General features: G+C 35.5%; 18 protein-coding genes, 3 pseudogenes and 1 riboswitch. Of the genes and pseudogenes, 16 read left to right on the top strand and 5 right to left on the bottom strand.

All coding sequences use genetic code 11. The features are described from left to right. The first annotated feature begins 23 nt into the window (after positions 1 to 23). Positions 24 to 650 (top strand): MBL fold metallo-hydrolase, encoded by a 627-nt coding sequence (locus MKY81_RS17495; protein WP_107920867.1) that lies wholly within the window; start codon positions 24 to 26, stop codon positions 648 to 650. 52 nt (positions 651 to 702) lie between these two features. Here the strand turns inward: MKY81_RS17495 and MKY81_RS17490 are convergent, their stop codons facing one another. Further along, complete coding sequence (locus MKY81_RS17490; RefSeq protein ID WP_066234381.1) at positions 703 to 945, bottom strand: DUF2626 domain-containing protein; 243 nt, start codon at positions 943 to 945, stop codon at positions 703 to 705. A 220-nt stretch (positions 946 to 1165) separates the two neighbouring features. Here MKY81_RS17490 and comGA point away from each other — a divergent pair, with 220 nt between their 5' ends. From comGA to MKY81_RS17450, 8 genes are all read left to right on the top strand, one after another. Then, positions 1166 to 2272, top strand: coding sequence for a competence type IV pilus ATPase ComGA (gene comGA, locus MKY81_RS17485; protein WP_341118397.1), 1107 nt, complete (start codon positions 1166 to 1168; stop codon positions 2270 to 2272). Further along, positions 2265 to 3251 (top strand): competence type IV pilus assembly protein ComGB, encoded by a 987-nt coding sequence (comGB, locus tag MKY81_RS17480; RefSeq protein ID WP_202299673.1) that lies wholly within the window; start codon positions 2265 to 2267, stop codon positions 3249 to 3251. Before comGA ends, comGB begins: the two co-directional genes overlap by 8 nt. 15 nt (positions 3252 to 3266) lie before the next feature. Beyond that, a complete protein-coding gene (gene comGC, locus MKY81_RS17475; protein ID WP_066234385.1) occupies positions 3267 to 3581 on the top strand; it encodes a competence type IV pilus major pilin ComGC in 315 nt (104 codons plus the stop codon). Continuing rightward, positions 3581 to 4018: a competence type IV pilus minor pilin ComGD gene (comGD, locus tag MKY81_RS17470; RefSeq protein ID WP_341118396.1), complete on the top strand. Its 438-nt coding sequence runs from the start codon at positions 3581 to 3583 to the stop codon at positions 4016 to 4018. Before comGC ends, comGD begins: the two co-directional genes overlap by 1 nt. Next, entirely contained in the window at positions 4008 to 4346 is a 339-nt protein-coding gene (locus MKY81_RS17465) for a hypothetical protein (protein ID WP_066234394.1), read from the top strand. The genes comGD and MKY81_RS17465 overlap by 11 nt, the downstream gene beginning before the upstream one ends. Further along, a complete protein-coding gene (gene comGF, locus MKY81_RS17460; RefSeq protein ID WP_066234397.1) occupies positions 4318 to 4746 on the top strand; it encodes a competence type IV pilus minor pilin ComGF in 429 nt (142 codons plus the stop codon). The genes MKY81_RS17465 and comGF overlap by 29 nt, the downstream gene beginning before the upstream one ends. Positions 4747 to 4749: 3 nt before the next feature. Next, positions 4750 to 5130: a competence type IV pilus minor pilin ComGG gene (gene comGG / locus MKY81_RS17455; RefSeq protein ID WP_341118395.1), complete on the top strand. Its 381-nt coding sequence runs from the start codon at positions 4750 to 4752 to the stop codon at positions 5128 to 5130. A gap of 71 nt (positions 5131 to 5201) precedes the next feature. Continuing rightward, complete coding sequence (locus MKY81_RS17450; RefSeq protein WP_066234403.1) at positions 5202 to 5378, top strand: YqzE family protein; 177 nt, start codon at positions 5202 to 5204, stop codon at positions 5376 to 5378. Between the two features lie 31 nt (positions 5379 to 5409). Here MKY81_RS17450 and MKY81_RS17445 read toward each other — a convergent pair whose 3' ends face one another. Then, the gene (locus tag MKY81_RS17445; protein ID WP_341118394.1) at positions 5410 to 6204 is read right to left on the bottom strand and encodes a YqhG family protein; all 795 of its coding nucleotides are present in this window, start codon (positions 6202 to 6204) and stop codon (positions 5410 to 5412) included. Further along, a complete protein-coding gene (locus MKY81_RS17440) occupies positions 6173 to 7879 on the bottom strand; it encodes a DEAD/DEAH box helicase (RefSeq protein ID WP_341118393.1) in 1707 nt (568 codons plus the stop codon). Before MKY81_RS17440 ends, MKY81_RS17445 begins: the two co-directional genes overlap by 32 nt. A gap of 282 nt (positions 7880 to 8161) precedes the next feature. After that, positions 8162 to 8256, top strand: a riboswitch (glycine riboswitch). A 187-nt stretch (positions 8257 to 8443) separates the two neighbouring features. On the opposite strand from MKY81_RS17440, the gene gcvT reads away from it, so the two are divergent. From gcvT to gcvPB, 3 genes are read left to right on the top strand one after another with little or no spacing between them, the layout of a single operon-like run. Further along, entirely contained in the window at positions 8444 to 9547 is a 1104-nt protein-coding gene (gcvT, locus tag MKY81_RS17435; RefSeq protein ID WP_107920869.1) for a glycine cleavage system aminomethyltransferase GcvT, read from the top strand. A gap of 16 nt (positions 9548 to 9563) precedes the next feature. Next, on the top strand, positions 9564 to 10913 hold the full coding sequence (gene gcvPA / locus MKY81_RS17430; protein WP_066234418.1) for an aminomethyl-transferring glycine dehydrogenase subunit GcvPA: 1350 nt from the start codon (positions 9564 to 9566) through the stop codon (positions 10911 to 10913). Continuing rightward, positions 10906 to 12369 carry an aminomethyl-transferring glycine dehydrogenase subunit GcvPB gene (gene gcvPB, locus MKY81_RS17425; RefSeq protein ID WP_066234420.1) on the top strand — a complete coding sequence of 488 codons (1464 nt, stop codon included), beginning with the start codon at positions 10906 to 10908 and terminating at the stop codon, positions 12367 to 12369. The genes gcvPA and gcvPB overlap by 8 nt, the downstream gene beginning before the upstream one ends. 48 nt (positions 12370 to 12417) lie before the next feature. Here gcvPB and MKY81_RS17420 read toward each other — a convergent pair whose 3' ends face one another. Beyond that, a complete protein-coding gene (locus MKY81_RS17420; RefSeq protein WP_213087488.1) occupies positions 12418 to 12846 on the bottom strand; it encodes a rhodanese-like domain-containing protein in 429 nt (142 codons plus the stop codon). Between the two features lie 373 nt (positions 12847 to 13219). Here MKY81_RS17420 and MKY81_RS17415 point away from each other — a divergent pair. From MKY81_RS17415 to MKY81_RS17400, 4 genes and pseudogenes are all read left to right on the top strand, one after another. Continuing rightward, positions 13220 to 14008 (top strand): annotated as a pseudogene (locus MKY81_RS17415) (ribonucleotide reductase N-terminal alpha domain-containing protein); the annotation flags it as partial. 786 nt (positions 14009 to 14794) lie between these two features. Next, a pseudogene (locus MKY81_RS17410) lies at positions 14795 to 15415 on the top strand (vitamin B12-dependent ribonucleotide reductase); the annotation flags it as partial. Between the two features lie 183 nt (positions 15416 to 15598). Continuing rightward, positions 15599 to 16714: pseudogene (locus MKY81_RS17405) on the top strand (vitamin B12-dependent ribonucleotide reductase); the annotation flags it as partial. Between the two features lie 108 nt (positions 16715 to 16822). Further along, positions 16823 to 17713, top strand: a complete 891-nt coding sequence (locus tag MKY81_RS17400) for a patatin-like phospholipase family protein (protein WP_066234431.1) — start codon at positions 16823 to 16825, stop codon at positions 17711 to 17713. Between the two features lie 20 nt (positions 17714 to 17733). Here MKY81_RS17400 and MKY81_RS17395 read toward each other — a convergent pair whose 3' ends face one another. Next, on the bottom strand, positions 17734 to 18087 hold the full coding sequence (locus MKY81_RS17395) for an SA1362 family protein (protein WP_066234435.1): 354 nt from the start codon (positions 18085 to 18087) through the stop codon (positions 17734 to 17736). Positions 18088 to 18127: the final 40 nt, after the last annotated feature.

Genomic DNA, 18127 nt, shown 5'->3' with positions numbered 1-18127 from the left:
ACTGGTGGTATTGGAGGAATAGTATGAAATGGCAACGAATTCCTTTAGGGATTTTGCAAACGAATTGTTATTTGTTATCAAATGAAAATAAAGAATGCATCGTAATTGATCCGGGTGAAGAAGGAGAAAAGCTGCAATCTATCATCAATGCACAAAAATTGAAACCAATTGCAATTTTATTAACTCATGCGCATTTTGATCATATCGGTGCAGTCGATATGATTAGGGATACATATCATATTCCTGTTTATGTCCATAAGAAAGAAGCAGCATGGCTTTCAGATCCGGCACTTAATGGTTCTGAAAGATTTATGATGGGAAAGGCTGTGCGGCAAGAGCCTGCTGACCATTTAATTGACCAAGAATTAAAGCTATCTATTGGATCATTTAGTTTCGATGTCTTTGAAACTCCGGGACATTCACCTGGTAGTATTTCCTTTTATGTAAAAGAATTAAATGTAGTTTTTTCAGGGGATGCTTTATTTCAAAATAGTGTAGGGCGAACAGATCTGCCTGGTGGCAACCATCAGCAGTTAATCAGCAGTATAAAAAACAAATTATTCGCATTACCTGATGTGACAATGGTGTTATCTGGTCATGGGCCGGAAACAATTATTGATCACGAAAAACGAAACAACCCATTTTTATGATCAATGTAAACAAAAAAACTCTTGAACATGTTCAAGAGTTTTTTTGTAAAGCTTAGTGTTCTACACCAGGCACTAGTATGAATGTAGTATAGTATGTAAAGCCTGCGAAGAAGATAGTAAGGTACGCTCCAAAAATATACATATACATACGTTCAGATAATTTTAAATAGCTTAGTAAAACAAAAAATGCAGTTTGTCCTAGGAATAATAATGCAAGAGCTTTTAAGTCACCAAGATAAAGCATAACTGTAAAGATACCAGTCCAAAATCCTAATACTCTGTACATACGATCCATATGTATCCCTCCTTTTATACCTTTACTCCATCAATTTATTATTATAAATGAAAAGTATAGCTAATGTAAATAACCTCATATTTTAGTTTGTGACATTTACGTGATAAATAATCAAATTAAATGATTAAAAATTTTATCAAAAAAATTCTTATTTTTTGCAGGAAAATAAGAGTATTTGTCGAAACAATATAAAAAAAGAAAAGGTGGTGGCTTATGGTATATGACAATAGAAAAAATAGCAGATTTATTGCTAGATCAAGCGTTGAAATTAAACGCAACGGATGTGCATATCATTCCGAGAAAAGATGATTATCATGTCCAACTTCGTTTCAACGGAAGACTAACTCCGTATCGGGAACTAACAGTTGAAATTGGTGAAAGGCTTATCTCCCATTTTAAATTTATGTCTTCCATGGATATCAGTGAAAAAAGAAAACCTCAAAGCGGCTCCTTCCATTTATTTGTTCACCAAAAGAAAACATCTTTACGAATTTCTACCTTACCTACTGCATTATTAAAAGAAAGTTTAGTTATTCGGATTTTACCTCAAAATCAATCGGTAACCATCGATGAAATTTCCTTATTTCCTACATTCACAAAAAGATTAAAAGCTTTATTAATGCACTCTCATGGGATGATTATTTTTACAGGACCAACCGGCAGCGGCAAATCCACTACGATGTACACCCTTGTTGAGCATTGTTCCAATCAACTGAAAAGAAATGTGATTACACTAGAAGATCCCGTGGAGCAGCAGAATAGCTCGTTTTTACAAGTGCAAGTGAATGAAAAGGCGGGGATTACGTATAGTACGGGATTAAAAGCTATTTTAAGACATGATCCCGATATTATTATGGTAGGAGAAATCCGTGATAGTGAAACGGCGAAAATCGCTATAAGGGCAGCATTAACGGGGCATTTAGTCCTTAGTACATTGCATACAAGAGATGCGAAAGGAGCTATTTATCGCTTGTTAGAATTTGGGGTGCAATGGCACGAAATTGAGCAAACATTAATTGCAGTAACCGCGCAAAGGCTAGTGAAATTGAAATGTCCGTTTTGTGGTAATGTATGTTCAACATATTGTAGAAATTATATTAAGAAAAACCGGACAGCCGTTTATGAAATGATTTCGGGAAAGACATTGAAAAATGTTTTAAGTGAAGCGAATGGAAATCGGATAAAGACTAAATATAAAACATTGAAAGAGATTATACGAAAGGGGATTGCACTTGGATATATTTCAACAAATGAATACTATCGGTGGGTTTTTGATGAAGAGGAAGAATCGAATCCCTATCAAAACTCAAGGAATGTTTTTGAGTAGAATTGGGGAAATGCTTGAAAACGGATTTACTTTAGCAGAAGCTATTGATTTTTTAGATCATCTTGATTCAACAGCTTCGTTGCACTCTCAAGAAATGCTCAAAGATTTACAAAACGGTATTCCATTTTATGAGGTTCTAAGTCAAAGAAATTTTGATAAAAAGGCCTGTACACAACTTTATTTTGCCGATAAGCACGGCAATCTATCGAATGTACTGGTAGAAGCTGGAGGGTATTTAATAAAAAAACACCAAGATCGTTTAACATTTTTGAAATTGCTTCAATATCCAGTGATTCTTATCTTCCTCTTGATATTTGTACTATTGCTGCTTAAAAATTTTTTACTTCCTCAATTCGAAATTTTATACTCTTCGATGAATTATCGTCCAACAAAAATTGTAAGTATTTTTATCTACTTGATGAATAACGCTCAATTTTTTATAGGCTGTATCCTCAGTTTATTCATCATCTTTAGCCTTCTCATCTATTTTGCACTGAGCAAAAAAACATCAATTCAAAAAGCAACTTTGATTTCCAAAATACCGATTGTTCGATTTTATTATAAATTGTTTACGTGTCAGTTTTTGGCCCGCGAATGGAGTTATTTACTCCAAGGTGGATTTTCGATTATTGAAATATTAGAAATGATGAGATCGCAAGGTTTCCGTCCGCTTATTAGAGAAATCGCTGAAAAAATACGAATTGATCTAACAACAGGGCTTTCTTTTTCCCATTCTCTCTCCGACATGGCGTTTCTCGATCAGCAATTTATTACCGTTACAATACATGGTGAAAAAAATGGTCGATTAGATCATGAGCTGCTATTTTATAGCAAATATTGTTTACTGCGTATGGAGGAAAACATCCAAAAAATATTTCGAATATTGCAGCCAATCATGTTTATTTTTATAGGCTGTATGATCATTGCTGTTTATTTGTCTATCTTATTACCAATGTTTGAGATGATTGATTCAATTTAAATGGGGTGAAATGTGATGAAAAATAATAAAGGATTTACATTAATAGAAATGTTAGTCGTACTGCTTATCATTACAATATTAATTTTCGTAGCGATACCAAATATTACGAAGCACAGTACATCAATAAACAATAAAGGCTGTGAAGCGTATATTTCGATGGTTCAAGGACAAGTGGAAGCTTATGAAATGGAATTCCACCAACTTCCTAAAGATACAGCAGAGTTAGTGTCGAAAGACTATCTTACTTCTGGAAAAACAAAATGTCCAAATGGAAACGAAATATCAATTGATTCAAATGGAAAAGTTTCGGAAGTGAAGAGTCAAAAGTAATGATGATAAAAAATAATAGGGGATTTACTTTAATGGAAGTCCTTATTGTATTACTTGTGCTTTCCATTTTTATCGGCCTTGGATTTACAAGCATGAAACCTATTTGGAGTTCGTTAGAAAAAGGAATGTTTATTTCTCAAATGGAAGCGGATCTTTACTATGTGCAATCATATGCTGTGAATCGACATGAATCTGTTGTTGTTCAGTTCTATCCATTTAATGACCGCTACATTGCCACTTCAGTAACTTCAAAAAGTAAAATTGTTGATCGAACATTGCCTGCTTCCGTTGATATGATGAATGGTTCCTTCACATCATTTATGATTACACCGGACGGAAATACTAATAAATTTGGCACGTTGAAATTTAAACACAGTGGAAAGGAAATGAAGCTGATTTTCAATATTGGGAGGGGAAGATTCCGTATTGAAGAATAATAAAGGTTTTATAGTTGCGGAAGGGCTTGTTTCATTGAGTGCGATACTTTTAATTGCAACAAGCCTGTTTCCTCTAATGTTTTTAATTATTCAAAAACAAGAGGAAGGTAAACGGGATTTAATTGCAGCTAGGTTAATGTACGAAAGAACCGAAGCGAATTTAATGACAGGTCAGTCGCAAGATCAATTATACATCGTTGATGGAAGACAATATACGATCACGTTTCAACAGGGCAATGAATTTGAATGGAAGGTTTGTGTTAATTATGATAAGAAGCAACAATGCATTGTCGAGGAGTATGAACGAGAAAGGGTTCTCACTGATTGAATGTATTTTTTCCTTACTAATTTTATCGACGATTCTTGCTTTTTTTCCACTTTTAATAAAAGCATATGAACGGATTGACCATGCATACTCAACCGAAAAAGATTTTGAATGGAATCTTTTTCTAATGGAATTAAGGAAAGAGTTAAGAACAAGTAATGGATGGGTAGTTACAGGAAACAGTTTATATTTAAATAGGGGCCAAGAAGTAGTCGTTTATGAAAAATATAATCAATCGATTCGAAGAAGGGTAGATGGGAAAGGACATGAGGTGGTTCTGCAAAAAGTAAAGCAAATTAATTTTAATAGTAATAAAAATGAAATTATTCTGCATGTACAATTTGTAAATAATCATTCTAGAGAAGCCCATTTATTTTTTTCTTTACGAGAAAATGAGGAATAAGAAATGAAAATGAATAATGAAAAAGGGTATATTTTTCCGTTAACTTTAGGGATTGTCGTTACGTGCCTATTTGTGTTAACAACGTCTATTGAGATCTTTTTATCAGAAAAAAGATATTTGAAAGAAATGGAAGAATATTATTTAGTTAATAGTATGAGTTCAATGGCGGTTAAAAAAATAGTAAATTCGATAAATAAAGAAGATTATCTGTCTGCAGGGAAACTTTCCTATAATAAAGGGATAGTGAACTTTACCATTCAAGAGAAGGAGAAGAATATGTATTCCATTATGTTGGGAATAAATTTAGATAATCATTTATCTATAAAAAGCGAAGTTATTTATAATCAACAAGAAAAACGTATATTAAGATGGGAAGAAAAGTAATTTTGCTTTAATTATGAATAAATAAATTCATTAGTGGGCAAACTAGATATAATGAGGGTGGTGTATAGTTTATGTCCACAAATGATTATATCAAATTCATTACACAAACCTTTGTAAAGCATTTTGATACGCCGAAATTGGATAGAAAACAGCATAGAATCCAAAGAAAAGAGGAAAAAGCACCTTTTCTTTATCGATGGTTCGGGATTCTACCGTATTCAATAATAATGGTTTTTAAACGGAAATAGGAGAGGAATATGCTCTCCTATTTTTCTTTTCTTAAATTTGATTACTTGCTAAATAGAAAAGACCGCCATTAATAATTTCAATTGTAATATTCGGTTCATACTGGTCTTGTAACGCCTGTTTTTCGATTAAATAAGCCTCTGGTTTTTCATCCAAATCTTCATAAAAGTGATTTAATAATGCTAAATCTTCTTCCCATCGCTTTTTTGCTTGTTCGGCCCATGTGTGATCCTCGTTCATAATTTCTTGATTTAAAAATGTTTCAATTCTTGTCAAACCACTTTTAGGCATAATGATGGGCGTTAGCGTAAAAAATAAGTCCGGAATTTTTGGGGATAATGCTCGTTTTTTTATTTTTTCATGAAAGTCTTCAACTAATGTTCCATTGATTAAATTTAATCCGAAAGAACGAAAAACATCTCTTTTGCGATCACATTGATAGGAAATTTTTATATTTACTCCTAGCCAAGGATATAATGGAGTTTGTTGGTTTGCTTTCGGTGTGATATTTTCATACAAGCGAATGTATTTCGCAAATTTTTTCGTTGACTGAAATATTTGATGCAATCGTGGTGCACCAAAATGAATGACTTCACCCTTAATATGATCAGGACATCGTTCTTGATCGGTAATAATCGTTAATTTAGATGGATTTGGTATTCCTCCTGTTTTCTCTAAATAATGCCAATAAAAGGGGCGGTTCATTAGTTCTTTATCAAGTTCAATCGTTAATTGGACAGTCAAATAACCTTCTCCGTTTTCTAGTAATTCACACTCATTCGCTTCAAAATATTGGTTAAGATATTGATGTATTTCCTGCTGCTGCATTGAAACTATCTCCTTCACTTTCTTTTATGTTCTCGGCGAATTGAATCATTTCTGTTAAGTTCTCCATTTTAATTTTCATCTCACCTTCTGTTCGAGAAAGCTGAAAGATATCGTGTAAATGGTCTTCTAATTTTCCAAATTCTAATCGTGTTAATATATCGTCTAATTCACCAATAACCCTTTCAAATAAATTAATCTTCTCATACAATAATTTTAAAATATGATCCTCTATCGTATTTTTTGTTGCGAAATTATAGATATGAACATCTTCTTGTTGACCAAGGCGATGCACCCTTCCAATTCGTTGTTCAAGTCTCATTGGATTCCACGGTAAGTCAAAATTAATCATATGATGGCAAAATTGAAGGTTGATTCCTTCCCCTCCGGCTTCAGTTGCAATTAATACTTGGGCATGCTTCTGGAACAATTCGCGCATCCAATCTTTTTTTCCTCTTTTAAATCCGCCGCGAAACGGTACCGAACTGATTCCGTGCTGTTTCAAAAACCATTGTAAATACAGCTGGGTAGCTCGATATTCGGTGAAAATAATCACTTTATCGTTGATTTGTTTGATTAATTTTACCGCTTCTTCTGCCTTGGAATTTTGCTTAACAGCTTCAATTTTTTTTATCATAAATTGAATCTTTTGCTCGAGTTCAGGGGACGGATTCTCAGCTTTTTTTAACATATTTTTTAATGTGTAGTATACGGATTCTCTGCTGCTACAAGCCTCCCGCTGTAATGTCATCATTGAAAAACCACTATTACCGAATGAGTGAGAACCATTTTTAAAGATTTGAATCGAATCATATAAATCTCTTTCTTCTTTAGAAAAATCAATTAAAATGGTTTTGACATGACGTTTCGTCCATTCAATCCCGGTATCTGTTCTGCGATTGCGAATCATTACTTTATTTACTAGTTCACGCAGGCGCTCATCGTCTTTCGCCGCTCGATTACTGCTTTTATATTTTTCAATAAATCCAGATTGACTGCCAAGATGCCCGGGCTTCAAAAGGGATACTAAATGAAAAATTTCATCTACACGATTTTGTATAGGTGTGGCAGTTAATAATAGGCAAAACTTTTTCTTTAAGTTTTGAACAAATTCATAGTTTTTAGTTTTATGATTCTTTAATTTATGGGCCTCATCAATAATAACTAAGTCATAATTTTGTTCGTAAATTTTTTCACGGTGAGGACTCCGTTTCGCCGTATCAATGGATGAGATCACACAGTCAAATTGATCCCACACATAGCTTTTTTTCTGTGCTACAGCAGGGATATGAAACTTCGTATTTAGTTCAAATGCCCATTGCGACACTAATGATGCAGGGACGAGGATTAATACCTTTTTCACGAGACGACGTATCATATATTCTTTTAAAATGAGCCCAGCCTCAATCGTTTTTCCAAGTCCAACTTCATCGGCCAAAATAGCTTTTCCATTCATGTTTTCCACTACTTGTTGGGCTACCTCAAGTTGATGAGGCAATGGTTTTAAGTTTGCTAAATGCTTCGGAGCTTGCAATCCCTCAAACTCTGGAATGATTTGATGTTTCTCCATTTCAATGGCTAATTGATACAATTGCCAATTTCCCCAAGGTCCATCTTTATAAAATCTTTCTGTTAACCCTTCTCCCCAAGAGTGATCAAAATGAATATTAATCGACATAATTCCACTCCTTATGAAATAGAATTGAAATGTGAGTATTATATTTTACGTATAATAAAAGGAAATCATAGAGTATTGTTCGTCTTTTATTATATTTGTTCGAATGAATCCCCTTACAACTATCAGATAAAATGCAAAAAGTGGTTATTTTATTCAAAATTGCTTGAAAAATGATTGATGAAAAAGCTGAATAATGTTAGGATGTAGTTAGCTTTACAAGGGTGTTAGCGCAAAATAAATCTTTTATGCTAGTATATCCATTTTTCAATTAAATATAGGCGAATGATTTCAGGGGGAGAGACTGCTTAAATGCAGAGCCGAAGGAGCAAGTAATGGATCATTATGAATCTCTCAGGCAAAAAGACTTCTGATTGACGCAACTCTGGAGAGTGCTTCGAATATTGAAGCCACCCAAGGGGACAGCCGTTTAGGTAAACTTTCAGGTGCCAGGACAGAGACAACCAGTATATTAAAATTGGTTTTTTCTGTCTTTTTTTTATGTGCATTGAGTTTTTTGCTGTGAAATTGAAAGAAGGAATTAGAATATTGATTGGAGGATCATCAATGTCAAATTTGAAAAGAACCCCACTTTTTGAGATTTATAAGGAATATGGTGGAAAGACGATTGATTTCGGTGGATGGGAGTTGCCTGTTCAATTTTCTAGTATAAAAGAAGAACATGAAGCAGTACGTACAAGAGCAGGCTTATTTGATGTTTCCCATATGGGAGAAATAACTGTAAAAGGAAAAGATAGCACCCTTTATTTACAGAAAATGATGACAAATGATATTTCAAAGGTTCAAATCGGCGGTGCACAGTACACGGCGATGTGCTATCCAAATGGTGGTACCGTTGATGATCTTTTAGTTTATAAAATTGCTGATGATAATTATTTACTCGTAGTAAATGCAGGAAATATTGAAAAAGATTTTTCGTGGCTTCAAAAACATATCGAGGGCAATGTAGAAGTAGAAAATATATCCGCAAGTATTGGACAGCTAGCTATTCAAGGTCCAATTGCGGAACAAATTCTTCAAAAGGTAACAGATAAAAATTTAGAAGAGATTAAGTTTTTTAAATTTGATGAAAATGTAAATGTAAAAGGTGTTAAAGCTTTCGTTTCAAGAACAGGATATACAGGTGAAGATGGATTTGAAATCTATTGTAAAGCTGAAGATACCGTATTTTTATGGAGGGAACTATTAGCGGCAGGAAAAGATGAAGGTCTTCTTCCATGTGGACTTGGTGCGAGAGATACCCTTCGTTTTGAAGCAACTCTTCCACTTTACGGGCAGGAACTTTCTGAAGATATTAGCCCTTTAGAGGCAGGGATTGGTTTTGCCGTTAAGGTTGCAAAAGATACTGATTTCATTGGGAAGAGCGCATTAAAAGAACAAAAAGAAAACGGTTTAGCGAGAAAAATTGTTGGGATAGAAATGATTGATCGCGGAATCCCTCGTCATGGATATAAAATTTTTTCCGGTGATGAAGAAATTGGTTCAATCACAACGGGCACACAGTCCCCGACATTAAAGAAAAATATCGGATTAGGGATTGTCGATATTCAGTTTACTGATATTGATCAAATGGTTGATGTCGAGATTCGCAACAAACGATTAAAAGCAAAAGTAATTTCAACGCCATTTTATAAACGACCTAAAAAGTAGGATGGGAGAGAGAATTATGACAAAGCATCGCTATTTACCGATGACAGATCAAGACCAGCAGGAAATGCTAGAAACAATTGGAGTACCTTCTGTCGATGACCTTTTCAGTGATATTCCTGAAAAAGTCCGTTTTAAAGGCTTATATAATATTAAAGAAGCAAAATCAGAAACAGCTTTGTTAAAAGAGTTAAGCCAAATGGCTGCTAAAAATGCGGATGTAAAACAGAATGTATCGTTTTTAGGCGCTGGTGTTTATGATCATTACATTCCAACGATTGTTGATCATGTTATTAGCCGATCTGAATTTTATACTGCATATACACCTTATCAACCTGAAATCTCCCAAGGGGAATTACAAGCGATATTTGAATTTCAAACGATGATTTGTGAGTTAACAGGAATGGATGTAGCGAATTCCTCGATGTATGATGGGGGTACAGCTTTAGCCGAAGCCGCTATGTTAAGCTGTGGACAAACACGTAGAAAAAAAATACTTATTTCTGAAACTGTTCATCCGGAATCGCGGGAAGTATTAAAAACATATGCAAAAGGTCAATTTATTGAAGTAGTTGAAATTCCTCATAAAAACGGTGTGACAGACTTACAAGCATTACAAGCTGAATTAAGCGAAGAGGTAGCTGCCGTTGTCGTTCAATATCCAAATTTCTTCGGTCAAATTGAGCCGTTAAAAGAAATTGAACCATTGGCACATCAGCATAAAGGATTATTTATCGTATCAAGTAATCCGCTGGCGCTAGGGGCGATCACACCTCCGGGGAAATTTGGTGCAGATATTGTTGTTGGTGATGCACAAGTATTCGGTATCCCTCAAAGTTTTGGTGGACCACATTGTGGTTATTTTGCAGTAACAACGAAATTAATGAGAAAAGTTCCTGGTCGCTTAGTTGGCGAAACGGTTGATGAAAATGGGAAAAGAGGCTATGTTTTAACCCTGCAAGCCCGTGAACAGCATATTCGACGCGATAAAGCGACATCTAATATTTGTTCCAATCAAGCCCTAAATGCATTAGCTGCATCAGTCGCTATGACTGCTCTAGGCAAAAAAGGTGTTAAGGAAATGGCTGTCCAAAATATTCAAAAAGCATATTATGCTAAAAAAGCATTTAAGCAAGAAGGTTTTAAAATCGAATTTGAAGGTCCAAGTTTTAATGAATTTGTTATTCGATTGAATAAACCTGTTAAAGAGCTTAATAAACATCTTTTGAGTAAAGGAATTATTGGTGGCTATGATTTAAGTAGAGATTATCCTCTACTGGAGAATTGCATGCTTGTAGCTGTTACTGAATTACGAACGAAAGATGAAATCGATCAATTGATTAAAGAATTGAGGGATAGCCATGAATAAGGAGAACCAACCATTAATTTTTGAAATCACGAAACCAGGCAGAATTGGTTATAGCCTTCCTGACCTTGACGTTCCTGAGATTGATATTAACGATTACCTTCCTTCCGACTATATTCGTGATGAAGAAGTGCATTTACCTGAGGTTTCCGAACTTGATATTATGCGTCATTATACCGCTTTATCAAGAAAGAACCATGGAGTGGATTCAGGGTTCTATCCACTTGGGTCATGTACAATGAAATATAATCCTAAAATAAATGAATCGGTGGCACGTTACCCTGGTTTTGCTCATATACATCCACTACAAGATGAAAGCTCTGTCCAAGGTGCTCTGGAATTAATGTACGATTTACAACAACATTTAATTGAGATCACCGGAATGGATGAAGTGACTCTCCAACCGGCAGCAGGAGCTCACGGTGAATGGACAGGTTTAATGATGATTCGTGCCTATCACAAAGCAAATGGTGACCATAATCGGACTAAAGTAATTGTTCCCGATTCCGCCCATGGAACAAACCCAGCATCCGCTAGTGTTGCAGGACTTGAAACGGTAACGGTTAAATCGGATGAAAATGGACTTGTTGATTTAGAAGATTTAAGAAGATTAGTAGATTCAAATACAGCTGCTCTAATGCTAACAAACCCGAATACTTTAGGATTATTTGAAGAAAATATTTTGGAAATGGCAGAAATCGTTCATAGTGCAGGTGGTAAACTATACTATGATGGTGCTAACTTAAACGCAGTGCTATCAAAAGCTCGCCCGGGGGATATGGGATTTGATGTTGTTCATTTAAATCTTCACAAAACATTTACTGGCCCGCACGGCGGTGGTGGTCCAGGTTCTGGTCCGGTCGGGGTGAAAAAAGATTTAATCCCATTTTTACCAAAGCCAGTGCTTGTGAAAGAAAACGATGTTTATAAGTTCGATTATGAACGCCCACTTTCCATAGGTAGAGTAAAGCCATACTATGGTAACTTCGGGATAAATGTAAGAGCATATACGTATATTCGAACAATGGGACCGGATGGTTTAAAAGCTGTAACCGAAAATGCAGTGCTAAATGCAAACTATATGATGAGAAGGTTAGCAGAATACTATGATCTACCTTATGACCGTCATTGTAAGCATGAATTTGTTTTAAGTGCAAAACGCCAAAAGAAATTAGGTGTTCGCGCATTAGATATTGCTAAACGTCTGTTAGACTTTGGCTATCATCCACCAACTATTTACTTCCCGTTAAACGTTGAGGAATGTATGATGATCGAGCCTACTGAAACAGAATCAAAAGAAACTTTGGATTCCTTTATCGATGCGATGATACAAATTGCAAAGGAAACAGAAGAGAATCCTGAAATCGTTCAAGAGGCTCCACATACAACCGTTATCAAACGTTTAGATGAAGCACAAGCGGCCCGTAAACCAGTATTACGCTATAATAATCAAAGATAAAGATAAAAAGCCTCTTCCGAATGGAAGAGGCTTTAAACATGTATTCATTTATTTAGATTTAATTTTACCAGTCCATTTTTTAAATCCGCCTTGTAATTGGTAAAGATCTTTATAACCTTTACGGTAAAGCATTTGAGCAGCACGACCACTGCGCATCCCGCTTTGGCAATATAAGTATACAGGTTTATCAGGACGAATTTCTTTCATTCTCATTTTCAATTGCGATAATGGAATATTTCTTGAACCTAATATATGTCCTCCATCGAACTCATTCGCTTCTCGAACGTCGATTAATTGTGCCTTCCGATAGCCCGCTTTAAATTCTTCTTCAGTTAAAGTTTTAACCGCTCTCTTTTGAGAAAAATAATTATAGAGCGTATAGGCAATGACTGCTACTATGACAATAATAAGAAAATATAAACTACCCACTAAACTTTCTCCTTTCTTCGATACACCACTATCTTCTATTATATTCATCAATGGAAGAGGAATCAAAACTTTTTGCTATAAAAATATTTATTTTTGAAAGAAAGGGGTAGTATCTTTGATATACCTATCTTTCATTTGCTTCAAAAATATGCAACCGTGGAAATTTTCAAATTTACCCTAAATTTAATTCTATAACTCTCTTTTTCTCCTCTTTTCTCTTTATTTTATTTATTTTTCGATTTGACAAAAAGGAACAAAGTTTAACCATTTCACAATATATAGTATTTTTCTTAGTATTAATAACACTATATATTGTATTTATTTATTGATTTTCTATAAGTGAATATGATAACTTATAGAAGAATACAACAAGAGTACTCAAGCTAGATTTTATGCTAGAAAGATAGAAGGAGTTGTCAAAATGTCTGTTGCGTTTACAAATGAATTGAAGATTAATGAGGAACAATTAAACAAAGATATCAAATTGTTTCCACAGGTACATCCTGTTACACCAGATATGAAAATCACACATAAAGGTGTATCACGTTTAGTAATGATTGACCGCTATGCATTCAAAGATACCGAAAAGCTTACATTATCGAATGGTGATTTTGTCGTTTTGACCATCAAGGAAGATCCGAAATTTCCTGCAAGAGGACTAGGATTTATCAAAAATATTGATTGGGAACAAAAATTAGCAGATGTACTAGTTGATGAAGAATATCGGAGTGCTTTAGAAGATCCGAAAGAAATTGAAACAGGACTTATTACTAGACCACTAGATATTATCGAAAAGCCATTGGAAGTTTATTATGAGCAAATTGCCAAAAGGAACGCAACAGGTTTGGCTTCAGTTGAAACAACCGAGGAAAAACGTCAAGAATGGTTCGAAAAGTTTTATCAAGAACTTGTGAACTTAAATTTTGTACCTGCTGGACGTGTACTTTATGGTGCTGGTGCAGATACAGAAGTAACCTATTTTAATTGTTACGTTATGCCGTTCGTACCAGATTCTCGTGAAGGGATATCAGAACATAGAAAACAAGTAATGGAAATTATGAGCAGAGGTGGCGGAGTAGGAACAAATGGCTCGACATTAAGGCCAAGAAACACTTTGGCTCGCGGCGTAAACGGCAAGTCATCAGGTTCTGTATCATGGCTTGATGATATTGCGAAATTAACACATTTGGTTGAGCAGGGTGGATCCCGTTAAACACTCCAATGGCGGGATTAAAATCTCGTGAATTGCTGGAACACCCTTAGAGCTTTATCAACCACAACGTGACTGGCAACGGTGAGCGTGAAGGTTTGAAAATGATAAGGATTGGGCAATCAGCAGCGAAGCATCTCTGGAAACGGAGATGAACGTTCAACGACTATTGAAACTCCCTAATTCTTACTAAAAACATAAAAAAGGTGTAAATTAAATGGAAGAAATGGGAGGAGTAAATCATATGGTATGGAAACGACCTTATGAGGCGCGAGACAAGGAAGAGTTAATTAAAAAAATTTATATATCTCCATAATCATGGATATAGCTACGATTTTTTCTTCCTTGATGAGATAGTCTGATCTCATGTGAAAGCATGAGAGCTAGGCAGAAATGACCTAGCCACTCTTAGCCTGAGTGTAACAAAATAGCGTGGAGCTCAAATGATAATGTTAGCGGATTAAAAAGATGCCTTAGTCCGCGTCGTTCAGAAAATGAACGACTAAAAAATCGGGTGAATTGCGGGAAAATCCTTAGAGACTTACAAGCTACAACGTGTCCGGAAACGGTGAACGTGAATGCTATAAAAATTGTGAGTATTGGACAATCTGCAGCCAAGCGTCATAGGGCATAGGTTATGGCGAAGGTTCAACGACTAGAGGTTGAGTCCCAACAATAAAACCTCATAAGCGCCCGGCCCCTAACAGATCATGCTGAGGGTGATGATATAGTCTAGTCCGTTTTGCAAAAGCAGAGTAAATATCCTGAAAAGGACGGTAAAATACGTGGCATCCGGATATCATAGAATTTATTATTTCAAAGATGCAAAATCCAAGAATTTTGCGATTTTTAATTGAAAATACAAAAGATGAAACGATTAAAAAACTAGCGAAAGACAAATTGAAGTTTACACCTTTAACAATGCAAGAAATTGCTATATATCAAGGAATTATAAACTATAAAAATATTCCTGGGTATGGTGGCTTTAGTGAAAATATCATTGCTGATGCTGAAGAGAAATTAGCTGTTGGTGGCAATTACACAGTCCATAATCCAGAGTTCTTAACGGGTGCAAACATTTCTGTTTGCCTAACAAAGGAATTTATGGAAGCAGTTGAAAATGATGGAGAGTATGAACTTCGTTTCCCTTATGTTGAACATTATAATGAAGAGGAAATGAATATTTATAATGAGAAATGGCACAAAATCGGAGATGTCCGTGAGTGGGAAAAACTTGGATATAAAGTGCGCGTCTACAAAAAAATTAAGGCAAAAGAACTTTGGAACTTAATCAATATATGCGCCACCTACTCAGCAGAACCAGGAATTTTCTTCATCGATAATGCCAACGATATGACAAATGCTAAAGCATATGGTCAACAAGTTGTTGCTACAAATCCGTGTGGTAAATTGCTTGCCTCACGTTAAAAACTCGACCTAATTGACTTGGAACCCTAACAGGTTATGCTGAGGGCAACAGGGGGCAAGGGTAATGCCAGCCTGAGAGACTAAAGCGGTTGAGCCAGTATATTATACTATTATACTGTAAGCGATAGTCCGATCCTCTTAGAAATAAGAGAGCGAGATATGGAGCAACCTCTCGCACCATTTTCCGTCTGCAACCTTGCAGCAGTGAACCTTGCTGAGATGGCGGATAAGGTAAATAAAACGGTTAATTTTGAAAAGTTAATGAAAACAGTAGCAGTCGGCGTCCGCATGCAGGATAACGTTATAAACGCTACACCTTATTTCTTAGACGAAAATAAAAAGCAGGCGCTTGGCGAGCGTCGAGTTGGTCTTGGTGTCATGGGTCTTGCAGACTTACTGATCTATTGTGAGAAAGAATATGGTTCAGAAGAAGGCAACCAATTGGTTGATAAAGTAATGGAAACGATCGCGACAACAGCTTATCGTACATCCATCGAATTAGCAAAGGAAAAAGGAAGCTTCCCATTTTTACAAGGGGAGACTGATGAAGAAACAATTCGTTTACGAGAAGCGTTTATCCGAACTGGATTTATGAAAAAAATGCCTGAGGACATTCGTCAATCGATATTAGAAAACGGTATTAGAAATTCTCATTTGCTAACTGTTGCTCCAACTGGATCGACTGGTACGATGATTGGATGTTCAACTGGCCTAGAACCATATTTCTCATTTACTTATTACAGAAGTGGTCGACTAGGTAGATTTATTGAAGTAAAGGCGGAAATTGTCGAAGAGTATTTAAAGACAAATCCAGATGTAAATGCTGATCAATTGCCAAATTGGTTTGTGACAGCAATGGAATTACGACCAGAAGCACATGCTGATGTGCAATGTATTATTCAACGCTGGATTGACAGCTCAATTTCTAAAACAGTAAATGCACCGCGGGGTTATGCTGTTGAACAGGTCCAAAAAGTATATGAACGTCTATATAAAGGTGGAGCTAAAGGCGGCACAGTATATGTTGATGGAAGCCGTGATTCACAAGTATTAACTTTAAAAGCCGAAGAAAATCAAGTCGAAAATAGCATTGAGCCAATAAAGGATAAACAAACAGTTGTAATAGTTGATACGATTCAGGATTTGCGCTCAACGAGTGTAACAATTGGTTCGGAAATTGGCAATACATGTCCTGTTTGCCGTAAGGGGAAAGTTAAAGAAATTGGTGGCTGTAATACATGTGAAAACTGTAATGCACAATTAAAATGTGGATTATAAGTAATGGGAGATAGGCAAAAGCCTATCTCTTTTTCTTTTTTTGTTCTATTTTCTTAAACACCATCTTAAAAATATAACATGAGGATCGACACCAAAGGAGATGCGAACATGGATATAGATGGAGTGTTTTCAGGAGGTGGCATAAAAGGTTTAGCACTAATCGGTGCTTATGAAGAATTAGAATCACAAGGCTTTACATTTAATCGTGTAGCAGGGACAAGTGCTGGGTCAATTATAGCCGGTTTCATTGCAGCTGGTTACTCTAGTCAAGAGATGAAAAATCTTTTTTCACAGGTGCCATATGAAAGTTTATTGGATTCATGGAAAACATGGATGCCTATTCCAAAACAAATTTCAAAATGGATTTTTCTGTATTGGCGCTTAGGCCTGTATAGAGGGAAAGCGTTGGAAGATTGGTTACGAGAGATGTTAGGTGCAAAAGGGATATATACGTTTGCAGATTTACCGAAAGATTCCTTAAAAGTTGTTGCGTCTGATTTAAGCAATGGCCGTCTGCTTGTTCTTCCCGATGATCTTGTTCAGTACGGTATACCGATTGATAGTTTTCCTGTCGCTAGAGCAATCCGAATGAGCTGTAGCATTCCATATTTTTTTGAACCAGTGAAGTTGAAAAGTTTAGAAGGAATAAGTGTCATCGTTGATGGTGGTGTTTTAAGCAATTTTCCAATGTGGATTTTCGTTAATAATGAAACGAAAAAAAAGCGGCCAGTTGTTGGCGTATCGTTAAGTTATGATTTAAAAGAGCATCCAAAACATATGATAAAAAACGGAATACAATTATTCAATGCATTATTTGAAACGATGAAGGAAGCGCATGATTCTAGATATATATCAAGAAAACATGAAAAGGATATTGTTTTTATTTCTGCGGAAAACTATGTTTCGACAGACTTTCAAATATCCGAAGAAAAAAAAGACGCCCTCATCAAGTTAGGGCGAATGAAAACTAAGGAATTTTTAAAAACGTGGACATACTGATCAATTGAGAATAATCGAGTTTAGTATATCGCTCGATTTTTCTTTTTGCCTTTTTTTCCTTCAATTACAGTTAATTTTGCTTGAGACTTTTTTCGTATTGGCTTTTTCAAAGCATTAATCTGCGTACTAGCAGTAGCTTGTCGATTTTTTATTCGTTTTTTCGATCGTCGTGCGGCTTTTAGAAAAGCCCTTTTATTTTGATGAGAAGGACGTTTCCCTGACCATAATCGATAAATTAGATAAATACAACAAATAATAACAGCCCAAATAAGTAATTGTTTAAATAATGCTCCGGGCTGTTGAATTACATTTGATCCAAGCCCAATTAATGCAAGCAGAAAAACTAGTCCGATCAACCATTTTTTTGCAACCAAGAAAGCCACCTCCTTACGAGCATCATAAGCATTTTGTCCG

Origin of the sequence: Heyndrickxia sp. FSL W8-0423 (assembly GCF_038009395.1) — a bacterium.
In the GTDB taxonomy this organism is placed as follows: Bacteria; Bacillota; Bacilli; order Bacillales; family Bacillaceae_C; genus Heyndrickxia; species Heyndrickxia sporothermodurans.
The sequence above is the reverse complement of the archived record's forward strand: the minus strand, read 5'-3'. Positions and strand labels throughout refer to the sequence as shown.

Excerpts from the sequence above, each read along its gene's own strand:
- MKY81_RS17495 (WP_107920867.1), top strand. The coding sequence starts at position 24 with ATGAAATGGCAACGAATTCCTTTAGGGATTTTGCAAACGAATTGTTAT.
- MKY81_RS17490 (WP_066234381.1), bottom strand. The coding sequence starts at position 945 with ATGGATCGTATGTACAGAGTATTAGGATTTTGGACTGGTATCTTTACA.
- comGA (WP_341118397.1), top strand. The coding sequence starts at position 1,166 with ATGACAATAGAAAAAATAGCAGATTTATTGCTAGATCAAGCGTTGAAA.
- comGC (WP_066234385.1), top strand. The coding sequence starts at position 3,267 with ATGAAAAATAATAAAGGATTTACATTAATAGAAATGTTAGTCGTACTG.
- comGD (WP_341118396.1), top strand. The coding sequence starts at position 3,581 with ATGATGATAAAAAATAATAGGGGATTTACTTTAATGGAAGTCCTTATT.
- comGF (WP_066234397.1), top strand. The coding sequence starts at position 4,318 with ATGAACGAGAAAGGGTTCTCACTGATTGAATGTATTTTTTCCTTACTA.
- comGG (WP_341118395.1), top strand. The coding sequence starts at position 4,750 with ATGAAAATGAATAATGAAAAAGGGTATATTTTTCCGTTAACTTTAGGG.
- MKY81_RS17450 (WP_066234403.1), top strand. The coding sequence starts at position 5,202 with ATGTCCACAAATGATTATATCAAATTCATTACACAAACCTTTGTAAAG.
- MKY81_RS17445 (WP_341118394.1), bottom strand. The coding sequence starts at position 6,204 with ATGCAGCAGCAGGAAATACATCAATATCTTAACCAATATTTTGAAGCG.
- MKY81_RS17440 (WP_341118393.1), bottom strand. The coding sequence starts at position 7,879 with ATGTCGATTAATATTCATTTTGATCACTCTTGGGGAGAAGGGTTAACA.
- gcvT (WP_107920869.1), top strand. The coding sequence starts at position 8,444 with ATGTCAAATTTGAAAAGAACCCCACTTTTTGAGATTTATAAGGAATAT.
- gcvPA (WP_066234418.1), top strand. The coding sequence starts at position 9,564 with ATGACAAAGCATCGCTATTTACCGATGACAGATCAAGACCAGCAGGAA.
- gcvPB (WP_066234420.1), top strand. The coding sequence starts at position 10,906 with ATGAATAAGGAGAACCAACCATTAATTTTTGAAATCACGAAACCAGGC.
- MKY81_RS17420 (WP_213087488.1), bottom strand. The coding sequence starts at position 12,846 with ATGAATATAATAGAAGATAGTGGTGTATCGAAGAAAGGAGAAAGTTTA.
- MKY81_RS17400 (WP_066234431.1), top strand. The coding sequence starts at position 16,823 with ATGGATATAGATGGAGTGTTTTCAGGAGGTGGCATAAAAGGTTTAGCA.